At 65.0% G+C, this 20,682-nt stretch carries 20 protein-coding genes, 1 tRNA gene and 1 other RNA gene; 18 read left to right on the plus strand and 4 right to left on the minus strand.

All coding sequences use genetic code 11. The features are described from left to right. Positions 1-42 precede the first annotated feature (42 nt). The 14 genes from smpB to R3P93_RS02480 all read left to right on the plus strand — a co-directional run bounded on the left by smpB (position 43) and on the right by R3P93_RS02480 (position 13,457). Positions 43-516 (plus strand): SsrA-binding protein SmpB, encoded by a 474-nt coding sequence (gene smpB / locus R3P93_RS02415; protein ID WP_027496576.1) that lies wholly within the window; start codon positions 43-45, stop codon positions 514-516. An 8-nt stretch (positions 517-524) separates the two neighbouring features. After that, positions 525-1,379 (plus strand): DMT family transporter, encoded by an 855-nt coding sequence (locus tag R3P93_RS02420; RefSeq protein ID WP_317532478.1) that lies wholly within the window; start codon positions 525-527, stop codon positions 1,377-1,379. 31 nt (positions 1,380-1,410) lie between these two features. Further along, positions 1,411-2,871, plus strand: a complete 1,461-nt coding sequence (locus R3P93_RS02425; protein ID WP_262498301.1) for an SDR family NAD(P)-dependent oxidoreductase — start codon at positions 1,411-1,413, stop codon at positions 2,869-2,871. Positions 2,872-2,936: 65 nt separating this feature from the next. Continuing rightward, positions 2,937-3,307: a transfer-messenger RNA gene (gene ssrA, locus R3P93_RS02430) on the plus strand. A 118-nt stretch (positions 3,308-3,425) separates the two neighbouring features. Next, a complete protein-coding gene (locus R3P93_RS02435; protein WP_317532336.1) occupies positions 3,426-4,082 on the plus strand; it encodes an alpha/beta hydrolase in 657 nt (218 codons plus the stop codon). Then, entirely contained in the window at positions 4,079-5,350 is a 1,272-nt protein-coding gene (locus R3P93_RS02440) for an NAD(P)/FAD-dependent oxidoreductase (RefSeq protein ID WP_317532337.1), read from the plus strand. Before R3P93_RS02435 ends, R3P93_RS02440 begins: the two co-directional genes overlap by 4 nt. Then, on the plus strand, positions 5,341-6,120 hold the full coding sequence (locus tag R3P93_RS02445) for a DUF1365 domain-containing protein (protein ID WP_317532338.1): 780 nt from the start codon (positions 5,341-5,343) through the stop codon (positions 6,118-6,120). Before R3P93_RS02440 ends, R3P93_RS02445 begins: the two co-directional genes overlap by 10 nt. Beyond that, positions 6,117-7,430 carry a cyclopropane-fatty-acyl-phospholipid synthase family protein gene (locus R3P93_RS02450; RefSeq protein WP_317532339.1) on the plus strand — a complete coding sequence of 438 codons (1,314 nt, stop codon included), beginning with the start codon at positions 6,117-6,119 and terminating at the stop codon, positions 7,428-7,430. Before R3P93_RS02445 ends, R3P93_RS02450 begins: the two co-directional genes overlap by 4 nt. Beyond that, on the plus strand, positions 7,427-8,752 hold the full coding sequence (locus R3P93_RS02455) for a cyclopropane-fatty-acyl-phospholipid synthase family protein (protein WP_317532340.1): 1,326 nt from the start codon (positions 7,427-7,429) through the stop codon (positions 8,750-8,752). Before R3P93_RS02450 ends, R3P93_RS02455 begins: the two co-directional genes overlap by 4 nt. Further along, positions 8,740-9,540 (plus strand): DUF1295 domain-containing protein, encoded by an 801-nt coding sequence (locus R3P93_RS02460; protein WP_317532341.1) that lies wholly within the window; start codon positions 8,740-8,742, stop codon positions 9,538-9,540. Before R3P93_RS02455 ends, R3P93_RS02460 begins: the two co-directional genes overlap by 13 nt. 70 nt (positions 9,541-9,610) lie before the next feature. After that, positions 9,611-11,251, plus strand: coding sequence for a phosphoglucomutase (alpha-D-glucose-1,6-bisphosphate-dependent) (pgm, locus tag R3P93_RS02465; RefSeq protein ID WP_317532342.1), 1,641 nt, complete (start codon positions 9,611-9,613; stop codon positions 11,249-11,251). Positions 11,252-11,328: 77 nt separating this feature from the next. Beyond that, entirely contained in the window at positions 11,329-12,486 is a 1,158-nt protein-coding gene (locus R3P93_RS02470) for an MFS transporter (RefSeq protein ID WP_094642463.1), read from the plus strand. A 25-nt stretch (positions 12,487-12,511) separates the two neighbouring features. Further along, a complete protein-coding gene (locus R3P93_RS02475; protein ID WP_317532343.1) occupies positions 12,512-13,258 on the plus strand; it encodes a DsbA family protein in 747 nt (248 codons plus the stop codon). Positions 13,259-13,384: 126 nt separating this feature from the next. Further along, a tRNA-Ala gene (locus R3P93_RS02480) sits at positions 13,385-13,457 on the plus strand. 135 nt (positions 13,458-13,592) lie between these two features. Here the strand turns inward: R3P93_RS02480 and R3P93_RS02485 are convergent. After that, positions 13,593-13,937 (minus strand): histone-like nucleoid-structuring protein Lsr2, encoded by a 345-nt coding sequence (locus R3P93_RS02485; RefSeq protein WP_037190211.1) that lies wholly within the window; start codon positions 13,935-13,937, stop codon positions 13,593-13,595. Positions 13,938-14,465: 528 nt separating this feature from the next. Here R3P93_RS02485 and R3P93_RS02490 point away from each other — a divergent pair. Together R3P93_RS02490 and R3P93_RS02495 are read left to right on the plus strand one after the other, a co-directional pair. Next, positions 14,466-15,533 carry an N-acetylmuramoyl-L-alanine amidase gene (locus R3P93_RS02490; protein WP_317532344.1) on the plus strand — a complete coding sequence of 356 codons (1,068 nt, stop codon included), beginning with the start codon at positions 14,466-14,468 and terminating at the stop codon, positions 15,531-15,533. An 11-nt stretch (positions 15,534-15,544) separates the two neighbouring features. Continuing rightward, positions 15,545-16,591: a CobW family GTP-binding protein gene (locus R3P93_RS02495; protein ID WP_317532345.1), complete on the plus strand. Its 1,047-nt coding sequence runs from the start codon at positions 15,545-15,547 to the stop codon at positions 16,589-16,591. Between the two features lie 4 nt (positions 16,592-16,595). On the opposite strand, the gene R3P93_RS02500 is transcribed toward R3P93_RS02495, so the two are convergent. The 3 genes from R3P93_RS02500 to R3P93_RS02510 are packed head-to-tail and all read right to left on the minus strand — an operon-like array spanning position 16,596 to position 19,199. Further along, positions 16,596-17,009, minus strand: coding sequence for a molybdenum cofactor biosynthesis protein MoaE (locus R3P93_RS02500; protein ID WP_317532346.1), 414 nt, complete (start codon positions 17,007-17,009; stop codon positions 16,596-16,598). Beyond that, positions 17,002-18,012, minus strand: coding sequence for a bifunctional molybdenum cofactor biosynthesis protein MoaC/MoaB (gene moaCB, locus R3P93_RS02505; RefSeq protein WP_317532347.1), 1,011 nt, complete (start codon positions 18,010-18,012; stop codon positions 17,002-17,004). The genes R3P93_RS02500 and moaCB overlap by 8 nt, the downstream gene beginning before the upstream one ends. Further along, complete coding sequence (locus R3P93_RS02510; protein WP_317532348.1) at positions 18,009-19,199, minus strand: molybdopterin molybdotransferase MoeA; 1,191 nt, start codon at positions 19,197-19,199, stop codon at positions 18,009-18,011. Before R3P93_RS02510 ends, moaCB begins: the two co-directional genes overlap by 4 nt. Positions 19,200-19,376: 177 nt before the next feature. Between R3P93_RS02510 and moaA the strand changes: the two genes are divergently transcribed. Then, complete coding sequence (gene moaA, locus R3P93_RS02515) at positions 19,377-20,435, plus strand: GTP 3',8-cyclase MoaA (RefSeq protein WP_149405648.1); 1,059 nt, start codon at positions 19,377-19,379, stop codon at positions 20,433-20,435. After that, positions 20,428-20,682, plus strand: coding sequence for a ubiquitin family protein (locus R3P93_RS02520; protein WP_300521490.1), 255 nt, complete (start codon positions 20,428-20,430; stop codon positions 20,680-20,682). Before moaA ends, R3P93_RS02520 begins: the two co-directional genes overlap by 8 nt.

The following is a 20,682-nucleotide window of genomic DNA, read 5'->3' on the forward strand; positions in this document are numbered from 1 at the left end:
GGAACCGGTCTGCGCGACGAACGCTCGAGAAAGGGCCCTGCAGTGAGAGAGAAGGGCCGCAAGGCCATCGCGACCAATCGCAAGGCGCGGCACAACTACTCCATACTCGACGTCGTCGAGGCCGGAGTTGCCCTCGTCGGAACCGAGGTCAAGAGTCTGCGTGACGGCAAGGCCTCGCTGGTCGACGCCTTCGCGACCGTCGACGACGGAGAGATCTGGCTACGCGGACTGCACATCGCGGAATACACGCTCGGTAGCTGGACCAACCACGCGCCGCGGCGCAACCGCAAACTTCTGTTGCACCGCCGCGAGATCGACCGCCTCGCAGGCAAGGTCAAAGAGGGCAACCTGACGTTGGTGCCGCTGTCGATGTACTTCTCCGACGGCAAGGTCAAGGTCGAGCTGGCACTGGCCAAGGGCAAGCAGGACTACGACAAACGACAGTCGCTGGCCAAGCGCACCGCCGAACGCGAGGTCACCCGCGAGTTGGGCCGTCGCGTGAAGGGAATGCGCTGACCGCTGTTCTGCTCGCTCTGGTAGCTGCCGTCGGCTACGGGGTGAGCGATTTCGTCGGCGGTGTCGCATCCCGCCGGGTCGCCGCCCTCCGGGTGGTCATCGTGTCCTACCCGCTCTCGCTGGTGATCGTTCTGCTCGTCGCTCCGTTCGTCGGCGGCACCATCGAGCTCCCGGCGATGCTCTGGGGACTGGCCTCGGGTGTCGCAGGCGGAGTTGCCGTGTGGTGGTTCTACCTGGCCCTCGCCGCCGGACCGATGGCCGTGGTCTCGCCGGTCACCGCGGTGCTGGTCGCCGGTATCCCGGTGCTGGTCGGATTGTCGATGGGCGAGCGGCCCGGCGTGATCGCGTTCGTCGGTATCGCCGTCGCACTGGTGGCCGTGGTGCTGGTCAGCAGAGAATCACCGGACAAGGTGACCGGTGAGGTTGCCGGTGGTCGAGAGATGAAGTTCACCCGAACGGTCGCCTGGTTGACGGTCGGTTCGGGGGTGACGTTCGCGTTCGCCTTCATCTTTCTGCACCGGATCGGGGACGGCAGTGGGCTGTGGCCGCTGGCGGCGTCGCGCGCATCGGCGACCGCGGTCGTCTGGATCGTGGCCCTTGCCTCCGGGCACTTCTCACTCCCGCACGGCAGCGTGCTCAAACTCGCCGCCTTCGTCAGCGTGCTCGACGTCGTGGCCAACGCTGCGATGATCTACGCCTACCAGGGTGGTCTGCTGTCGCTGGTGAGCGTCATCGCCTCGCTGTATCCCGCGGCCACGGTGTTGCTGGCGATGGTGATGCTCGGCGAGCGCGTCGGCACTCTGCAGAAGATCGGTATGGCGTTGGCGCTCGGCGCCATCGCGATGATCGCGCTCTCCGGTTGAACCGCACCGCGCGGGGGTAATGACTCCGCTTATGACAGGTTACGATTCGCCTTCCCACGATCCCGCAGTTCAGGACGACGCTCGGCCTACCCGCGTTCTGGTGACCGGTGCCACGGGATACCTGGGTGGACGACTGGCTCCGCGACTCCTGGAAGAGGGGTACACGGTCCGCGTGCTGGCACGCACCCCCGCCAAGCTCGACTCCGTGCCGTGGGCGGCCGATGTCGAGATCGCTCAGGGCGATCTGAGCGATCGGGAATCGTTGAAGGCAGCGCTCAGCGGAGTCGACATCATGTACTACCTGGTGCACTCGATGGGCACTGCAGGTCACTCGGATTTCGCCGACACCGAACGCGACAGCGCCGAGAACGTCGCAGCCGTAGCAGCGGAATGCGGCGTGGGGCGGATCGTCTACCTCGGCGGGCTGCACCCGCCGACCGGTGAGCTCTCACCACACCTGAAGTCGAGAGCCGAGGTGGGACGCATCCTGATCGACTCGGGTGTGCCGACGATCGTGCTGCAGGCAGGCGTCGTGATCGGATCCGGTTCGGCGTCGTTCGAGATGATTCGGCACCTCACCAATCGGCTACCGGTGATGACCACACCGCGGTGGGTACACAACCGCATCCAACCGATCGCCGTTCGCGACGTGTTGCACTACCTGATCGGGGCCGCGAGTGCGCCGATCACCGAATCAAGGACGTTCGACATCGGTGGTCCCGACGTCATGCAGTACGGCGAGATGATGAACATCTACGCCGACGTCGCGGGCCTGCGGCAGCGTCGAATCATCGTTCTCCCGGTGCTGACTCCTCGACTGGCCGGCCACTGGATCGGTTTGGTGACTCCCATTCCGCGCGGCCTGGCGATGCCGCTCATCGAATCTCTGCAGTACGACGCCGTAGGCCACGAGATGGACATCGACGCCGTCGTACCGCGTCCGGACGGCGGCCTGACCGGCTACCGCGACTCCGTGCGATTGGCACTGCGCAAGATCGACGACGGTGAGGTCGAGACGCGGTGGACCGACGCCACCGGTACCGCGGCACCGTCGGATCCGTTGCCCTCGGATCCGACATGGGCAGGGGAGGTCGTCTACACCGACACCAGGGTCGCCCGAAGCGCGGCACCGTCGACCGCGATCAGGCCCGCTCTCGAACGATTGGCCGACGCCGACGTTCTCACCGGTTGGCGTCGCGACGTCACCGGACCAGACGCATCCGCGTCGGGCACCGAACACACCACTCGGCTCAAGTCCTCGACTCGACTTCCCGGGGAGGCCTGGCTCGACCTGACGGTGGGAGGAACTGCAAAGCAGCCGACCATCGAGCAGCGGCTGGTGTTCTTTCCTCGCGGTCTTGCCGGTCGGGCTGTCTGGTACGCCTCGCTGCCGGCACGCCTGGTCATGACCCGTCGAATGTTGCGCACAGTCGTGCAGCGAGTGGACGACGATGCCGCGTCGAACACGACGGATCGCCGGGTCGGCCGTTAATGGAATGAATGTGCTCGGGAGAGGCGTTACACTGAACAGCCCGGACACGGTGTTCGGGAACATACGGGGCTGAACGGTTTCGACTTTGTATGTTGAGTCAGGGGAAGCGTGTCGGTGCAGGCGAGAGACCACCGTAAGCGTCATCGCAACCTTATAAGCGCCGATTCCAATCAGCGCGACTACGCACTCGCTGCCTAAGTAGCGACTGCGTGTCTGTCAGTCCGGGCTTGCCCTCGGTCCGGGTACTGGCATCAGCTAGAGGGCTCACCGATTCATCCGGCCGCGGGATGATGAGGAACATCAAACAGTGGCTGGGATCGTCATCCTGACTTGTTCGCGAGATCGGGAGATCCAAGTAGAGGCATAGCGGACTGCACACGGAGAAGCCCTGGCAATGCAGCAGAGGACCCGGGTTCGATTCCCGGCAGCTCCACCGCAGAAGACCGGGCCGAGAGACACACTCTCGGCCCGGTCTTCTTTCTCTGTCGGCCAGGTCACAATCGACTCGACTCGACCCATCCCACCCGAAGCGGCCGCAGTGCCGAATAGTGGTCATGAGCAACGAGCCGACTCCACTTCTGCGGACCGGGAAAAGAGTCTCCGAGCCTGCACTGGTCGTGTTGGTCCTCGGCGGCGGCAAGGACGTGAGCCGGGCGCGCAGTAGGCCCTGGCACCTGGCCGGTCTGCGCATGTGGCCGTTCACGTGGATGCTTCGTCGCGCGGGCCGAGCACGCGGCATTTCGGTCCAACAGCTGCAGTATCGGTTTCGTGGTTGGAACGCCCCCCAGCGGTCTCCGGTCGAGGATGCGCGGTGGGCGCTCGATCGCATTCACGCCGAGTATCCCGACGTTCACGTGGTGGTCGTCGGCCATTCGATGGGTGGCCGCACTGCTGCTGCTCTGATCGACGACCCTTTTATCGTGGGTGTCGTCGCGTTGGCTCCGTGGTGGCCGGAGGGTACGGAGGCCGACGGATTCGGCGCGCAGCATGCGTTGCTCGTCGTACACGGGACGGCCGACAAGTGGACCGATCCGCGAACCTCGCGTCGGGCGACCGAGCGAGCAGCATCCCGAGGGGCGGACGCCCGCTACCTCTCCGTTCCGGGTGGGCACTTCATGCTGCGCAATCCGCGGGTCTGGTCGCGGGCGACGCGTGACTTCGTTCTCGGCATCGCCGATGCGCGGGCCGACTGCATGGGAACACCGTCGTGACGCGCCGTCGTATCGCGGTGGTCGGGAGCGGTATCGCCGGCCTGACGGCCGCATACGCGCTGTCGAAGAACTCGTCGGTGACGTTGTACGAGGCGGACTCTAGGCTCGGGGGCCATGCGGACACCCATTACGTGGACGGCCCGGACGGTCCGGTAGGCGTCGACACCGGGTTCATCGTGCACAACGACCGGACCTATCCGACTCTGCTGCGCCTGTTCGACGAACTGAACGTCCCGACGCAGGATTCGGACATGAGCATGTCCGTGCGCTGCGACGGGTGCGGACTCGAATACTCGGGCGGCCAGGGCATGCGCGGGATCCTCGCGCAGCGCATCGCGGTGTTCAAGCCACGATTCGTCTCGATGTTGCTCGATGTCAAGCGTTTTCATCGCCTGGCCAACGAACTGCTGGACAGTGCCGAACCGGTGGAGTCCGAGACGACCCTCGCGCAGTTCCTCGCAGATCATTCGTTCTCCGCGTACTTCGAATCCCACTTCATGACGCCGTTGGTGTCCGCGGTGTGGTCGTGCGATCCGGACACTGCTCTCGCCTACCCGGCTCGCTACCTGTTCACGTTTCTCCGCCACCACGGAATGCTCACCGTCACAGGATCTCCCACCTGGCGCACCGTCACCGGCGGGTCCATCGAATACGTTCGCCGAGTTGCGAAGCACATCGACGAGGTGATGCTCGATACCCCGGTGCGCGCGGTGTACAGGTCCGAGGACTCCGTGCAGATCCGCGACGGCCACGACCGCCTGCGCACGTTCGACGCGGCCGTGATCGCCGCGCATCCCGGTGCCGCGCTGAAGATGCTCGCAGAACCGACGGCGCTCGAGCACAGCATCCTGGGCGCGATGCCGTACTCGACCAATCACACGCAACTGCACACCGACTCGTCGGTGTTGCCGAAGAGCACGAGGGCTCGGGCGTCGTGGAACTACCACCTGCCGTCCTGCGCCGCCAAACCCGACCGGGTGCTCGTCAGCTACGACCTGACCAGGTTGCAGCGTCTGGGCGACACCGATCGCAGGATGCTGGTCACCCTCGGCGGAGCGGATCGCATCGACCCGAATGCGGTACTCGACGAGATGACCTACGAACACCCGCAGTACACCCCCGAATCGGTTGCAGCGCAGCGTCGACTCCCTGAATTGGATACCGACACAGTGGCCTTCGCCGGTGCGTACCACGGCTGGGGATTTCACGAGGACGGTGCGTTGTCGGGAGCGCGCGCCGCACAACGGGTGGGGGCCACGTGGCTCTGACATCCGTTCTGCCGAGCACCCGCGCACACGGGGCGGCGTTGTATCGCACTCGAATCGACCACGTTCGACGCGCGCCGATCCGAAACACGTTCTCGTACAAGAGCTACAGCTGGTTCGTCGACCTCGACGCACTCCCCGAACTGCCCCGGATGCTGCGACCGCTGGCCTCGTTCGACGCCCGTGACCATCTCGGTGACCCCGACGCCACCATTCGGGAGAACGTGGACGGGTTCCTGGCGGAGAACGGTATCGACCTGGGCGGCGGACGGATCACGATGTTGGCCAGCGCGCGGGTGTTCGGGCACACGTTCAACCCACTGAGTGTGTACTGGTGTCACGATCGCGACGGAGACCTCCGCTGCGTGGTGGCGGAGGTCCACAACACCTACGGCGAGCGATACCGGTATCTGCTGCACACCGATCATCGCGGCGCGGCCCGCACCTCCAAGGAGTTCTACGTCTCGCCGTTCAACGACGTCGACGGCGAATACTCCATGCGGCTACCCGAGCCGTACGCGGCACTCCGGCTGTCGATCGTCCTCGAGCGGCCCGGTCAGCCGCCGTTCGTGGCGAGCGTGGACGGCCGTCGACGAGAGGTGACGACGCGGTCGATTCTTCGCACCGCACTCGAGATCCCCTGTGCGCCGCTGCGTGTGGTGATACAGATCCGCTGGCAGGGCATTCGGCTCTGGGCTCGGGGGCTGAAGATCGCGCAGAAACCTGCCCCTCCCGGGGCACGAGAATTCCAGAAGGAAGGGGCCCGCAGATGACAACTGTGTCGAAGGCCGATTCTGTGTCGAACCCGTACCGTGCTTCCGCTGTCGGTCCGCGTCCATCGGTGGATCCGCGGGTCTGGCCTCAGATCGCCCATGTCCCCGGTGGCGTCAAGGTTGCGGCTGCCGCACCCGTCGCCGACTTCCTCTTTCGCCGCGCGGTCGCGCGATTGGAGGTCCGGGTCGCGATGCCCGACGGTGAGGTGATCGGGGCCGGCTCGGCCGATGCACCGTTGATGACCGTCCGTCGACCACACGACTTCGCAGCACGGGTCGGCGACAGCGGACTCATCGGATTCGGTGAGGCATACATGGCCGGAGACTGGGAGGCCGAGGACCTCACTGCCGTGCTCGAGGTCTTCGCCCGGCGCATGGCGTCCCTGATTCCGAAGTCCCTGCAGCGCCTGCGAGGGATCTATGTCCCCAAACCTCCACGGAGCGAGCGGAATACGACCACGAACACGCGATCGAACATCTCGCGCCACTACGACCTGTCGAACGAGCTCTTCGAGCTCTTCCTCGACGAGACGATGACCTACTCGAGTGCGTTGTTCGCCGCATCGGGAAGCGACGACGACAGCGAAGAGCTCGCCGATGCTCAGCGCCGGAAGATCGACCGGCTACTGGACCGGGCGGGCGTCGGCGAGGGAACCAGGGTGCTCGAGATCGGCACCGGGTGGGGCGAACTGGCCATCCGCGCGGCTGCGCGAGGAGCAATCGTTCGCTCGGTGACCTTGTCGGTCGAGCAACAGGAATTGGCACAGAAACGATGTGCCGCAGCCGGATACGGTGAACGGGTCCAGATCGACCTACTGGACTACCGGCTCGTCGACGGCGAGTACGACGCGATCGTGTCGGTCGAGATGATCGAGGCCGTCGGGCATCAGTACTGGGCGACGTACTTCGAGACGATCGACGCGCTGCTCGCGCCGGGTGGGCGGGTTGCCCTCCAAGCCATCACGATGCCGCACGACCGAATGCTGGCCACCCGAAACACGTACACCTGGGTACACAAGTACATATTTCCCGGCGGGTTCCTGCCGTCCGTGCGGGCCATCGAGGAGGTGACCGAGCAGCGCACCTCGCTCAGGGTTCGCGAGCGTCTGTCGATGGGCGATCACTACGCGCGCACCCTCGCTCAGTGGGACAGGCGTTTCCGTGAATACCGCAGCGAGGCAGAGGAGCTCGGTTTCGACGAGGTGTTCGCGCGAATGTGGCACTTCTACCTGTGCTACTCGGAGGCCGGATTTCGATCCGGGTACCTCGATGTTCAGCAGATCGTGCTCGACCGAAGGGACAACCGATGACCGCCTCGACACTTTCCGTGGACCGGACCGATCGCAGTGTCGGTGTCGCACATCGGATTGCCGAATTGATCGAACCCCTCGTGGGTGGTCCGCTTCCCGTTCGGCTGCAGGCGTGGGACGGATCCGTAGCAGGAGATGCGTCGGCACCGCGAGTGCTGTTGCGGAGCCCGAGCGCCCTTCGTCGATTGCTGTGGAGCCCGGGCGAACTCGGCGCTGCGCAGGCATACGTCACCGGGGAGCTGGACGTCGACGGTGATCTCGCCGCGGCCCTGGATCACGTCTGGGGAGTGGTGCGTGCGCGCCGACTCTCGGCGATCCGACCGGGGCCGGCGTCGCTGGTGCGGTTGGCGAAACTGGCCAAGGACCTCGGAGTGTTCGGTCGCCCACTACCTCCGCCCGTGTCGCAGGCCTCGGTGAAGGGTCGGTTGCATTCGATGCTCCGTGACCGCGCTGCGATCAGCCACCATTACGACCTGTCGAACGACTTCTACGAATTGGTGCTCGATTCGCATATGGCGTACTCGTCGGCGTACTGGACCTCGGATTCGCCGAACTACACCCTCGACGATGCCCAGCGCGACAAACTCGACCTCGTCTGTCGAAAGATCGGCCTCGACAAGCGTGCAGGGCAACGCTTTCTCGACGTCGGCTGCGGCTGGGGGTCCCTGAGCCTGCACGCCGCTCAGGAGTACGGAGCGCAGGTCGTCGGAGTGACCATCTCGCGCGAACAGAAAGCCTTCATCGACAAGCGAATCGCCGACCGAGGACTGCAGGACAACGTCGAGATTCGAATTCAGGACTATCGAGAGATTCCGGACGGGCCCTTCGACGCGGTGGCGTCGATCGAGATGGGTGAGCATGTGGGGGAGGCCAATTACCCCACCTACACCGCCGCACTGCACTCCAACGTCAAGCCGGGTGGACGCGTGCTGATTCAGCAGATGTCGCGAAGAGAAGGGGACAACCCCGGCGGCGGAGCATTCATCGAATCGTTCATAGCGCCGGACATGTACATGCGCCCGGTCGGGCGGACCGTCGCGATGATCGAGGAGGCAGGACTCGAGGTTCGCGACGTCCACGCTCTTCGGGAGCACTACGTGCGGACCGTCGACGTCTGGACGGAGCGTTTCGAGGCGCGCTTCGAAGATGTGGTGGCGATGGTCGGGGAAGAGGTCGCGCGCGTGTGGCGGCTGTACCTGATCGGCGGCGGAATGGCGTTCCGGGACAACCGGATGGGCGTCGACCAGATTCTGGCGGTTCGGTCCGAGAACGGATCGTCCGAGATGGAACCGGTGCGGCCGGTGTGGGTGTGCCCGCGGTGAACTGGTCCGATTTCCTCACCGTATCGCTGGCGAGCCTCGGCGGTACCGCCCTTCTGATGATCGTCACCGCTCTCATCGGCGCGCGCATCGGACGCCACAACGTCGTGGACGTGACGTGGGGCGGCGGGTTCGTTCTGATCGCGCTGATTTCGGCTGCGACCGGAACAGGCGAATTGTGGCGTCGAATACTTCTGCTCGTGCTCGTCGGTGTGTGGGGGCTTCGTCTTGCGCTGCACGTGTTTCGACGTTCGCGCGGGCACGGTGAGGATCCGCGCTACACCGAACTGCTCGCCAAGGCCACCGGTAACGAAACCCTGTACGCCCTGCGGAAGATCTACCTGACGCAGGCGGTTGCACTGTGGTTCGTGTCCCTACCGCTGCAGGTATCCGCTGTCGCCCACGGATCCGTTCTGCCGGTGGTCGTACTCGGCGTACTGGTCTGGATTCTCGGATGGACGTTCGAGGCAGTGGGCGATGCGCAGTTGACAGCCTTCAAGGCCGATGCGTCGAACAAGGGCAAGATCATGGATCGTGGTCTGTGGTCCTGGACGCGGCACCCCAACTACTTCGGCGATTCGGCGGTCTGGTGGGGACTGTTCCTCGTCTCGGCGTCGGCGTGGCCCGGAGTGTTCACGTTGCTGTCGCCCATCGCGATGACGTACTTCCTGGTGTTCGCCACCGGTGCGCGGTTGCTCGAGCGCAGCATGGAAAAGCGTCCGGGTTATCGCGAATACCAGCAGCGGACCAGCTATTTCCTCCCACGGCCGCCGAAACGAGCCGGCAAGTAGCTCGCGGGTGGGGCAGCGGCGCTAGGGTTGGTCGAGGATTTCGGTTCGTCGATCAACGAGGAGGCGCATCGTGGCGCACGAGAGAGCTGGAACCACTGCACTGCCGGAGGATCTGGTCGATCTTTCGCAGCTCGTGACGGCGTACTACTCGCGGGTTCCCGACGTGTCGGAACCCAGTCAGCAGGTGGTGTTCGGCACGTCGGGGCATCGAGGGTCCAGTCTGGATTCGGCGTTCAACGAGGCACACATCGTGGCGACGACGCAGGCGATCGTGGAGTACCGCGCGGCACAAGGCATCACCGGGCCGTTGTTCATCGGCCGGGACACCCACGCGTTGTCCGAGCCCGCCTGGACGACGGCTCTGGAAGTGTTGGCAGCCAACGACGTCGACGTCCTGGTCGATTCGGGGGACCGATACACACCGACCCCCGCCGTCAGTCACGCCATCCTTCGGTACAACGAATCAGGCCCGTCGGCGCAGGCCGACGGCATCGTGGTGACTCCGTCGCACAATCCGCCCCGGGACGGCGGCTTCAAGTACAACCCTCCGCACGGCGGTCCGGCCGACAGCGATGCCACATCGGTCATCGCCGCTCGAGCGAACGAGCTTCTGCGCGATGGCATTTCGGGCATCAAGCGGGTGACCCTCGCACAGGCGTTCGCGGGGAGCGTCTCGCGCTACGACTTCCTCGGCAACTATGTGGACGACCTGCCGAACGTGCTCGATCTCGACGCCGTTCGCGCGGCCGGGGTGCGCATCGGAGCAGATCCGTTGGGTGGTGCGAGTGTCGATTACTGGGATGCCATCGCCGAGCGGCACAATCTGGACCTGACCGTGGTGAACCCGTTGGTGGACGGCACATTCCGCTTCATGACTCTGGACACCGACGGCAAGATCAGGATGGACTGCTCGTCGCCGAACGCGATGGCGTCGCTCATCGCTGCCCGCGATCGCTTCGACATCTCGACGGGTAACGACGCCGACTCCGATCGGCACGGCATCGTCACTCCCGACGGTGGCCTGATGAATCCCAATCACTTCCTCGCCGTCGCCATCGACTACTTGTTCACGCACCGACCCGATTGGTCGCCCACGGCGGCAGTGGGCAAGACGTTGGTGAGCTCGTCGATGATCGACCGGGTCGTCGGAGGTCTCGGTCGTCGACTCCTCGAGGTGCCGGTCGGGTTCAAGTGGTTCGTTCCGGGTCTGCTCGCAGGTGAGCTCGGTTTCGGCGGCGAGGAGAGCGCAGGCGCGTCGTTCCTCCGTCACAACGGCCGAGTCTGGACCTCCGACAAGGACGGCATCATCCTCGCGCTGCTGGCGTCCGAGATCACCGCCGTCACCGGGTCCACGCCATCGCAGCGCTACGGCGAGTTCACCGCGAAGTTCGGTAATCCGACGTATGCCCGCGTCGACGCGCCGGCCACCCGCGAGCAGAAGGCCGTTCTCGCCAAGCTCTCACCGAGCCAGATCACCGCCACCGAGCTTGCCGGGGAACCGATCACGGCAACGCTGACCGAGGCGCCGGGTAACGGGGCTGCCCTCGGTGGACTGAAGGTGACGACGGAGAGCGCTTGGTTCGCTGCGCGCCCGTCCGGAACCGAGGACGTGTACAAGATTTATGCGGAGTCGTTCCAGGGCGAGGAGCATCTCGCCCGGGTTCAAGCCGCAGCACGTGAACTGGTGTCGTCCGCACTCGAGAGCTCGTGACCGACTCACCTCCACCCGATCACGACAGTTCGACGCCCGAGCCGGCGTTCCAACCCGGAGGCAAGCTCCCGCCGGAGATCTGGGTTCTGGTATCCGCGGCGTTCGTCATCGCGCTCGGATTCGGCATCGTCGCGCCCGCTCTGCCACAGTTCGCCCGGGAATTCGGCGTCGGCTACACCGCGGCGTCGGCGGTCATCAGTGCATTCGCTCTCATGCGGTTGCTGTTCGCGCCCGCCAGTGGCGCTCTGGTGCAGCGGCTCGGCGAGCGGCCCGTGTACCTGATCGGACTGCTGATCGTTGCGGTGTCCACCGGTGCGTGCGCTCTGGCCCAGACGTACTGGCAGCTGCTGCTCTTTCGCGGACTGGGCGGCATCGGCTCGACGATGTTCTCGGTGTCGGCATTGGGACTGCTGATCAGGATCAGTCCTCCGACCAGTCGTGGCCGCATCTCCGGCCTGTATGCGACAGCCTTCCTGTTGGGAACCATCGGCGGTCCTCTCGTCGGCGGCGCGCTCGTCGGATTCGGTTTGCGGGTGCCGTTCGTCATCTACGCCGTGGCTCTCGTGATCGCCGCGGCCGTCGTGTATTTCACCCTGGGCAATTCCGACCTCGTCAAGCCGGAGAAGGGCTCGGCACCGCCCACGATGTCGTTGCTCGCCGCCCTGCGGATTCCGTCGTATCAAGCCGCGCTGGCGTCGAATTTCGCCAACGGGTGGGCAGTGTTCGGTGTTCGGGTGGCCTTGGTGCCGTTGTTCGTCGTCGAGGCGATGCAGCGATCCGAGGTGTTCGTCGGTATCGCGCTGACCGTGTTCGCAGTGGGAAATGCACTGGTGCTCACCACTGCCGGTCGCCTGTCCGATGTGCGCGGTCGTAAGCCCTTCATGGTGGGTGGGTTGGCGGTGTGCGGCCTGGGAACCGTCGTTATGGGCTACGTGCACGATCCCGTGCTGTTTCTCGTGGTGTCGTTGATCGCCGGAATCGGATCGGGACTGATGAGCCCCGCCCAGCAGGCCTCGGTTGCCGACGTGATCGGATCGAAGGCGCGCGGAGGGCCCGTGCTGGCTGCATTCCAGATGGCCTCCGATGTCGGTGCGGTCATCGGCCCGATCGTGGCCGGGATGATCGTCGAGCAGGTCTCGTTCGGTCCGGCTTTCGCGGTGACAGGAGCGTTGCTTCTCCTGGCCGGACTCTGGTGGTCGCGAGTTCCGGACACGCTCGGGCGCGAGCGCACCTGACGCACGCAACCGTAGTATTCGATGTGTGAGCCAGAAGAAGATATCGAGTACGAAACACACACCCGAGGCGACCTCCAACACGATGACGTACGTATTGGGCGGCATCGCATTCGTCGTAGTGGTGATCGTCATCGTGGTGGCGATCATGTGGCAGAGCGGAAGCGACGCTCCACGCAACGACGGCTACGGAACGGTCAAGAATCCGGCGGTCGAATTGTCGTTGCCGGGTGACGGGGTGGTGCAGCTGTCGCGTCCGGAAGCGCAGCGGCTCATCGATGTCTTCGAGGATCCGATGTGCCCGTTCTGCGGCGACCTCGAAGTGAAACACGGCCAGGAGTTGGCTCAGAAAATCGACGACGGTGTCGTCTCGGTGAATTACCACCTGGTCAATTTCCTGGATCCACAGTCGGCGTCCGGTGACTATTCGACGCGTGCCGTCGCGGCGTCGCACTGCGTGGCAGCGACCGAGAACGCGCGGGTCTACTCGGCATTTCACGCCGGGTTGTTCGACCCGGAATTTCGCCCCGAAGAAGGCGGTGACTCCGACCGAACCGATGCCGAACTCGCCGAACTCGCCGGATCTGCGGGAGCGAGCGAGCTGGCAACGGAGTGCATCACCAGCGGTGCGCAGCGCGACGCAGCAGTAGCGGATGCGAACACCGGACGGGACGCACTGGCGGCGTCGGGTGCCCGGGGAACGCCGGGGGTCCTCGTGGACGGTGAGGTTGTCGATGCGCTCGGTGACTCGGAATGGCTTGCGTCGATCAACTGATCTCGGGCGTGGGTGCGATCGGTCGTGGAGGATTCGGTACCGGTCGCACCAGGTGATTTGTTGCTGCTGCGGCCGATGGTGTAACTTCGTTCGAGCAACCGCATGAGCGGGAGCACGCAGTAACTCGGGGCTATGGCGCAGCTGGTAGCGCACCACACTGGCAGTGTGGGGGTCAGGGGTTCGAGTCCCCTTAGCTCCACCGAGAAGCAAGCTTCACCGAGATGGTCAATGAAAAAAGCGTCGCCCTCGGGCGACGCTTTTTTCGTGTTTCGGTGTCGAGACCGCCGAATCGGCTTTCGGGTGTCGGACCGGAGCCCGATTCGGCTGTGGTGGCTCAGTGAGCGGCGTCGAATGCCTGCTCGACCTCAGCGGGGATTCTGCCTCGCGCCGAGATGTTGTGGCCGTTCGCCTTGGCCCATTCTCTGATGGCTTTGGTCTGATTGGCGTCGCGCTTGGCACCGGTTGCCGGGGTGCTCGACTTCTTCGTTCGCTTTCCACCGACCTTGGTGGAGTGCTCGATGTAATAGTCGAGCTTGCGGTGAAATTCCTTCGCGTTCTTGTCGCTCAGGTCGATTTCGTAGCTGACTCCGTTGACCGAATAGGTTATGTGTTCGCCACCGGATTCGATCGGTTTTTCGTCGATGTCGTCGACTAGTTGCACATAGACTTTTCTGGCCATGCTGAAGCTCTCCAATGATGCAGGGGATGATGCGGGGATGTCCAGATCGAACTGAAGCGACTATACGGCTGAACAATGTGTTTATCCATGTGGGTCGGGGAATTGTTACTCGATTCGCAGAATTCTCACAATCACCTCGGCAGCTCGGGAAACCGACGAGGTGATTGTGAGAAGCATTGTCTCGGCGATCCTGTTCATCGTTATCCGTGAGAAAGACGAACTGTCCGGTTTGAATACGTAGTGCCATCCTCGAGTCGGTTCGAGTTCGATCGAATGCGATCGGCCGGCGCACTCCGCTTCGATGTTTCCGGCAACGAATCGGTCACGAAACGCACTCGTTTCACTAACGAAAAATCACCCGATACGCGTCGACGGCAATATCTGCTTCACTTGAGGCGCAAGTGTCTGTTGTGACGTGTGGTGCCCCGCGGTGCGGTGGCCCGCTCGGATCAGCGGTGTCCGAGGGGTCGAAAGGGGAGTTGCGCAGCGAGTTCCACCGTTGCGCCAGACGCTATGAAATCTGCACCGATGACCAGATCGGTAGTGACGGCGCTGATGTGCGTCGGGATTCTCGGTGCCGGGGTGCTCGTGTCCGCACCTGCCATGGCAGCACCGGACGGCACGGCACCCGCCGCAGGCACGGAGTTGTCGGGGAAGACGGTCTTCCTCGATCCGGGTCATCAGGGCACCGCACACTCGGAGAATCTGCAGCGGCAGGTGAACGACGGACGTGGCGGCACCAAGGACTGCCAGACCACCGGCATGACCACCCTGGACGGCGTGCCCGAGCACACGATCAACTGGAAGGTCAGCGAGCTCGTCCGATCGAGCCTCGAAAGTCTGGGTGCGACGGTGAAGACGAGTCGAGCAGACGACACCGGCTGGGGCGGCTGCGTCGACGACAGGGCGAGGGCAGCCAGTGAGTCCGGAGCCGACGTGGCCGTGAGCATCCATGCGGACTCCACGAGTACGACGACCGACGCCGACAGGCACGGGTTCCATCTGATCGTGCCCACTCTGCCGATTCCGAGCGCCGCTGCCGACGCTGCCCAGTCCGAGGGGGGACGTTCGGCGTCGACGCTGATGCGAGACTCCTACGTGCGCGCAGGCTTCGAGCCGGCGAACTACGCGGGGGTCGAGAACGGGATACAGGAGCGATCCGATGTCGCCGGTCCTGCGCTGACCACGGTGCCCCTCGTGTTCGTGGAGATGGGCAACGGATCCAACCCTGACGACGCAGCTCTGCTGGAGAGCTCGGACGGTCAGCTCGAGCATGCGATCGCCATCTCGACGGGGATCATCGACTACCTCCTCGGGGCCGAAACCCCCTCGACCCCAACGGACGCCGCGACCACCCCTGCGGCTGCCCCCGCCGCGACTGCGACCACCGATACCGCCGCGTCTCCGGCAGCACCCAGCGGCGCGGGCCCCGCGGACGAGGGGCGCAGCGCGTTGTCCAGGTTGCTCGAGAGCGTGTCCCCGTACGTGAATGCGTTGGGCGTCGACGGCCTGGAAGCACTCGCGACCCCGGACAACGTGAGCAGTGTGTCGACGTTCGCTCGAGGCCTGCTGAAGCAGATTCTCGCCGACCGGTAGTCTCGGACGCCGTGGCGCGTCGACGAATTCCGGTGGTGATAGTTGCGGGTTTTCTCGGCGCAGGTAAAACCACGCTGCTGAACCACCTGTTGCGCAATGATTCCGGTATCCGAATAGGTGTTGTGGTCAACGACTTCGGGGCGATCAACATCGACTCGATGCTCGTGGCCGGCCAGGTCGATTCGATGGTCTCGCTCGGCAACGGTTGCATCTGTTGCGCCGTCGACATCAGCGATATGGACGCGATGTTCGACGCCCTCGCACACCGTCGGTCCGCCATCGACGTGATCGTGGTGGAGGCCAGCGGCTTGGCCGAACCCCGCAATCTCATCAGAATGGTCCGGGGCAGCGAGAACGAATTCATCGTCTACGGCGGGCTCGTCGGGGTCGTCGACGCCGTGGAATTCCCGCAGACCCGCGTGCGGCATCCCGAGATCGACCAGCACCTGCAATTGGCCGACCTGGTGGTGTTGAACAAGTCCGACGCGGTGAGCGAGTCCGAACGCTCCGCGGTGGTGTCGACGGTGCAGTCGGTCGTAGGAGACGTCCCCGTCGTACCCGTGGCCTTCGGTCGCGTCGACCCGCTGCTGCTGTTCGACCGACGCGAGGATCACTCGGTGAATTCGGCAATGGCGGTGCAGCTGTCGTTCGACGAACTACTCCGGGAGAACCATGACCACGACCACGACCACGACCGACACTTGCACGCGCAGTACTCACACACCGAATTCGTCACGGCGGAGCCCGTCGAACCGCGTCGGTTGATCGAGTTCTTGGAGAATCCTTCCGGGAACCTCTATCGCATCAAGGGATTCGTGCATTTCGGCATCGCCGGCTACCCGCAGAAGTTCGTCGTGCACACGGTGGGCCGACACATTCGATTCGAGGCTGCGTCCTGGGCCCGAGGCGAGCCCGAGCAGACCTCACTGGTGCTGATCGGTACCGAACTCGATGCGTCGGCCGTCGAGCAGCGGTTGCGTGCCTGTGTGCGAGGACCGGACGACGCCGCCGACGCCTCCGCGATGCTTCCGGTCCATCGCTACCTCGAGACCGGCTAGGTCCCTAGAGCCCGACCCACTCGGTACGTCCGCCCTCGAATCCCTGACGCTTCCAGATCGGGACCTCGGCCTTGATGCGCTCGACGAGCCTGGCACAGGCCTCGAACGCTTCGGCGCGATGAGCCGAGCCGACGGCCGCTACGAGTGCGAGGTCGCCGACGCGCAGATCGCCGACGCGATGTAATGCGGCCACCGCCAATCCGGTCTCTGCCGATACCTCCGAGCAGCAGCGGCTCAGGAACCGTTCTGCATCGGGGTGGGCGCGGTATTCCAGAGTCTCCACCGCATGTCCGCCGTCGTGATCGCGCACGATTCCGCTGAACAGTACGACGGCACCGTGACGCGAATCCTGCACTGCTGCCTCTACTTCGGCAGTGCTCAGCGGTTCGTTCGAGATACGGGCGACGAGCTCACTCATCGTGGGGGCCTCCTCCGGCGATCTGGGCGAGCACATGGTCGAGGAGCGGGTCGAGAACGGAGAGTCCGTCCTTCACGCCACCCGGTGAGCCCGGCAGGTTGACTATCAGTGTGCGTCCGATCAGACCCGAGACGCCGCGGCTGAGCACCGCGTGAGGCGTCGCAGACGTTCCGCGGGTTCGGATGGCATCGGCGATGCCCGGCATGTCGATGTCGAGGAGGGCTGCTGTCGCCTCGGGGGTCGCATCGGTGGGGGATACGCCGGTGCCGCCGGTGCTGACGATCAGCGACGGTTCGCCGAGCAGGGCGTCCTGCAGCCCCGCAGCGATCTCGGCATCGGCGTACACCAGTGGGCCGCGCACGGCGAAGCCTCGATCGGTCAACCAGGACGCGATGGTGGGGCCGGTGGTGTCCGGTCGAGTTCCGTTCGCGCCGCCGGTGGAGGCCACCAGTACCGCCGCGGACCGTGAGGACTCGAAGATCGGCGCAGCCGCAGCCTCGGGGGAAACCTCTGCGTCGTCCCGCTGCCAATGTCCGTGCTTGCCGCCGTCTTTGGTGAGCAACCGGACGCCGTTCATGGTGGCACCGGGATCGACGGCCTTGACCATGTCGTGGAGGGTCAGGCCGGCGACGGCGACCGCGGTCAGTGCTTCCATCTCCACCCCGGTGCGTCCGGTGGTGCGGGCGGTTGCCTCGACCGTGATGGACGACTCGGTGAATCCGAACGAGATCTTCACCGAGGAGAGGGCGAGCTGATGGCACAGCGGGATCAGTTCCGACGTCCGCTTCGCTGCCGAGATGCCGGCGATGCGGGCGGTGGCGAGAACGTCGGCCTTGGGCATGTCGTCCGCGCGCACGAGCGCGATGACCTCGGCCGTGGTGAGGAATTCACCGGCGGCGACGGCCGTGCGCGAGGTTTCCTTCTTGTGCACCACATCGACCATGCGGGCGCGGCCCTGATCGTCGAGATGAGACAGCTGGGGTGGCTGGGCGTCGGTGGTCACAGCGGCCACACCTCCACGTCGGTTCCTGCGGCGAGTTCGGTTGTCTCGGAGTCGATATCGATCAGCACATCGGCCCATGCCAGTGCGGCCACCAGGTGCGAGCCGGGGCCGGCGACGAGCTCGACCCGTCCGTCGTCGCGTAATCGGCCACGAAGTAGTTGTCTGCGACCGGGCGGTGACACGATCGGTTCGTGCAGGGCCGCGGTGGTCGAGAGCACCGGCGGTAGACCGGCCGCTCGCCGAACGATGTTGCGCGCGAACATGATGTACGAGACGACCGTACTGACGGGATTGCCGGGAAAGCTCAGCACGGGGACGCCGTCGAACATCGTGATGCCCTGCGGTCCGCCCGGCTGCATACGAACCGATCCGAAGTTGCCGCCGAGCGGGCGGAGTACGTCCTTGACCACCTCGAAGTCGCCCATCGACACTCCGCCGGACGTGATGATCAGCTCGGCCGATTCGGTTGCGGCGTCGAGGATTTCGCGAAAGCGGCTCGGCTCGTCGGAGCTGCGCGAGACGGAGACCACCTCTGCGCCGCTGGCGCGAAGGTGTGCGGCGAGGGTGATGCCGTTCGAGTCGTAGATCTGACCGGGCGTCAGCGTCGAACCGGCGTCGACCAGTTCGGCACCGGTGGTCACCACGGCCACCCGAGGGCGCGAACGAACGTCCACTTCGCCGAAGCCGACGGCGGCGAGAACGGAGATGTGGCGGGGTTCGAGCACTCGGCCCGACTCGACCAGGATTGTCCCGACGCGTACGTCGCTTCCTTGTTCGCGTACGAATTCGCCTGCTGCGCGGCTTCTTTCGATCGTCACGGAACCGGCCGTCGGTACGGAGGTGTCCTCGACGGGGACGATGGTGTCCGCTCCGTCCGGAATGGGGGCACCGGTCATGATCTTCGCGGCGCTGTCCGGCGCGAGAACTGCCGACAGCGTCGGGCCTGCGGCGATGATCGTCGAGACCGGAAGCGTCACCGGGGTCGTCGCCACGGATCGAGAATCCACGGCGTAGCCGTCCATGTGCGAGTTGCGGAACAGTGGCAGATCGACCGGAGATCGAACGTCTTCGAACGAGACGCGGCCCAACGCGTCGTCGAGAGGAATTCGCTGAGCGGTTCTCGCTGTCAGCGCCGCGAGCAGAGTCTCGACCGCGGCGGCGTGTTCCTCGACCGATACTGCGGTCACCGTGCGGATCCAGTGATCGCGTGCGTCTGCTCAATCGTCATGGTTGCCAATCCTAGGCACGCCGATCCGTCCGCTCGGTGTGGGCTGCGGCATAATGGGTAGACACATCTACGACAGGCGTGATTCCCGACAGAGACGAGGTACGAGGTGACGGTGGACAGTGTCACCTCGCTCGGCATTCCAAGGTTCGGCACCACCACGGGTTCTGCGGCAGGCGGGGTGAACTCCGTGTCCGATCGGCCGGACGTGCCACACCTGATCGATCGATTCGGCCGGGTGGCCCGCGACCTGCGTATCTCGATCACCGAGAAATGCTCGCTGCGCTGCACGTACTGCATGCCGGAGGAGGGCCTTCCGGCTATCCCGGCGGCAGCGTTGCTGACACCCGCCGAGATTGCCCGCGTGGTCTCGGTGTCCGTGCGGCTGCTGGGGATTCGGGATGTGCGTTTCACCGGAGGCGAACCGCTGATGCGCCGCGACCTCGACGACATTCTGCGGTTGTGCCGCGATGCCGCGGAGGGTGTGCCGCTGTCGATGACCACCAACGCCGTCGGTCTCGAACACCGGGCTCGGTCCTTGGCCGACGCCGGGTTGACCCGAGTGAACGTCTCGTTGGATTCCGTCGACCGCGAAGATTTCGCTCGTCTGACCCGACGAGACCGATTGCCGTCCGTGCTCGCCGGGATCAGGGCAGCGCAGCGAGCCGGGATCGGACCGGTCAAGGTCAATGCCGTTCTGATGCGCGACACGCTGTCCGGTGCCGTCGATCTGCTGCGCTGGTGTCTCGACGAGGGGGTGGCACTTCGATTCATCGAGCAGATGCCGCTCGACGCCGATCACGAGTGGGCCCGCGCGAACATGATCGACGCCCAGACCTTGCTCGACGAGCTGTCCACCGAATTCGATCTGCGTGAGGTGGGGCGTGCCGACCCCTCGGCCCCGGCCGAGGAGTGGAGCGTCGACGGCACCGACGCCACCGTCGGCATCATCGCGTCGGTGACACGCTCGTTCTGCGGTGATTGCGACCGCACCAGGATCACTGCAGAAGGAACGATTCGGTCCTGTCTGTTCAGCGACGACGAAACCGATCTGCGGGCCGCTCTGCGCGGCGGTGCCACCGACGAGGAACTGGCAGCGGTGTGGCGCGGGGCCATGTGGAACAAGTGGGCTGGACACGGCATCGACGCCGACGGCTTCGTACCTCCCACCCGCAGCATGGGAGCCATCGGTGGGTGACACCCAGGTGGAGGTGCGGTATTTCGCTGCAGCGGTCGACGCGTCGCACTGCGAGTCCGAGTACCTCACCGTGCCGGTCGGTGCCACCCTCGCAGATCTGAGAGAGCTGATTCTGTCCCGGCACGGCGCGCCGATGGAGCCGATTCTGCGGGTGTCGGCGTACCTGGTGGGAGAAGATCTCACCCGCGATCTGGGGCGCGTGATCGGCGGCAGGGTCGACGTGCTGCCGCCCTTCGCCGGCGGCTGA

It is taken from the genome of Rhodococcus cerastii (assembly GCF_033042195.1).
Taxonomy (GTDB): Bacteria; Actinomycetota; Actinomycetes; order Mycobacteriales; family Mycobacteriaceae; genus Rhodococcoides.

What these genes read in the sequence shown, in the direction of transcription:
- R3P93_RS02435 (WP_317532336.1), top strand. Translation starts at nt 3,426, where the DNA reads ATGAGCAACGAGCCGACTCCACTTCTGCGGACCGGGAAAAGAGTCTCC.
- R3P93_RS02455 (WP_317532340.1), top strand. Translation starts at nt 7,427, where the DNA reads ATGACCGCCTCGACACTTTCCGTGGACCGGACCGATCGCAGTGTCGGT.
- R3P93_RS02425 (WP_262498301.1), top strand. Translation starts at nt 1,411, where the DNA reads ATGACAGGTTACGATTCGCCTTCCCACGATCCCGCAGTTCAGGACGAC.
- R3P93_RS02485 (WP_037190211.1), bottom strand. Translation starts at nt 13,937, where the DNA reads ATGGCCAGAAAAGTCTATGTGCAACTAGTCGACGACATCGACGAAAAA.
- R3P93_RS02490 (WP_317532344.1), top strand. Translation starts at nt 14,466, where the DNA reads ATGACCAGATCGGTAGTGACGGCGCTGATGTGCGTCGGGATTCTCGGT.
- R3P93_RS02500 (WP_317532346.1), bottom strand. Translation starts at nt 17,009, where the DNA reads ATGAGTGAGCTCGTCGCCCGTATCTCGAACGAACCGCTGAGCACTGCC.
- R3P93_RS02450 (WP_317532339.1), top strand. Translation starts at nt 6,117, where the DNA reads ATGACAACTGTGTCGAAGGCCGATTCTGTGTCGAACCCGTACCGTGCT.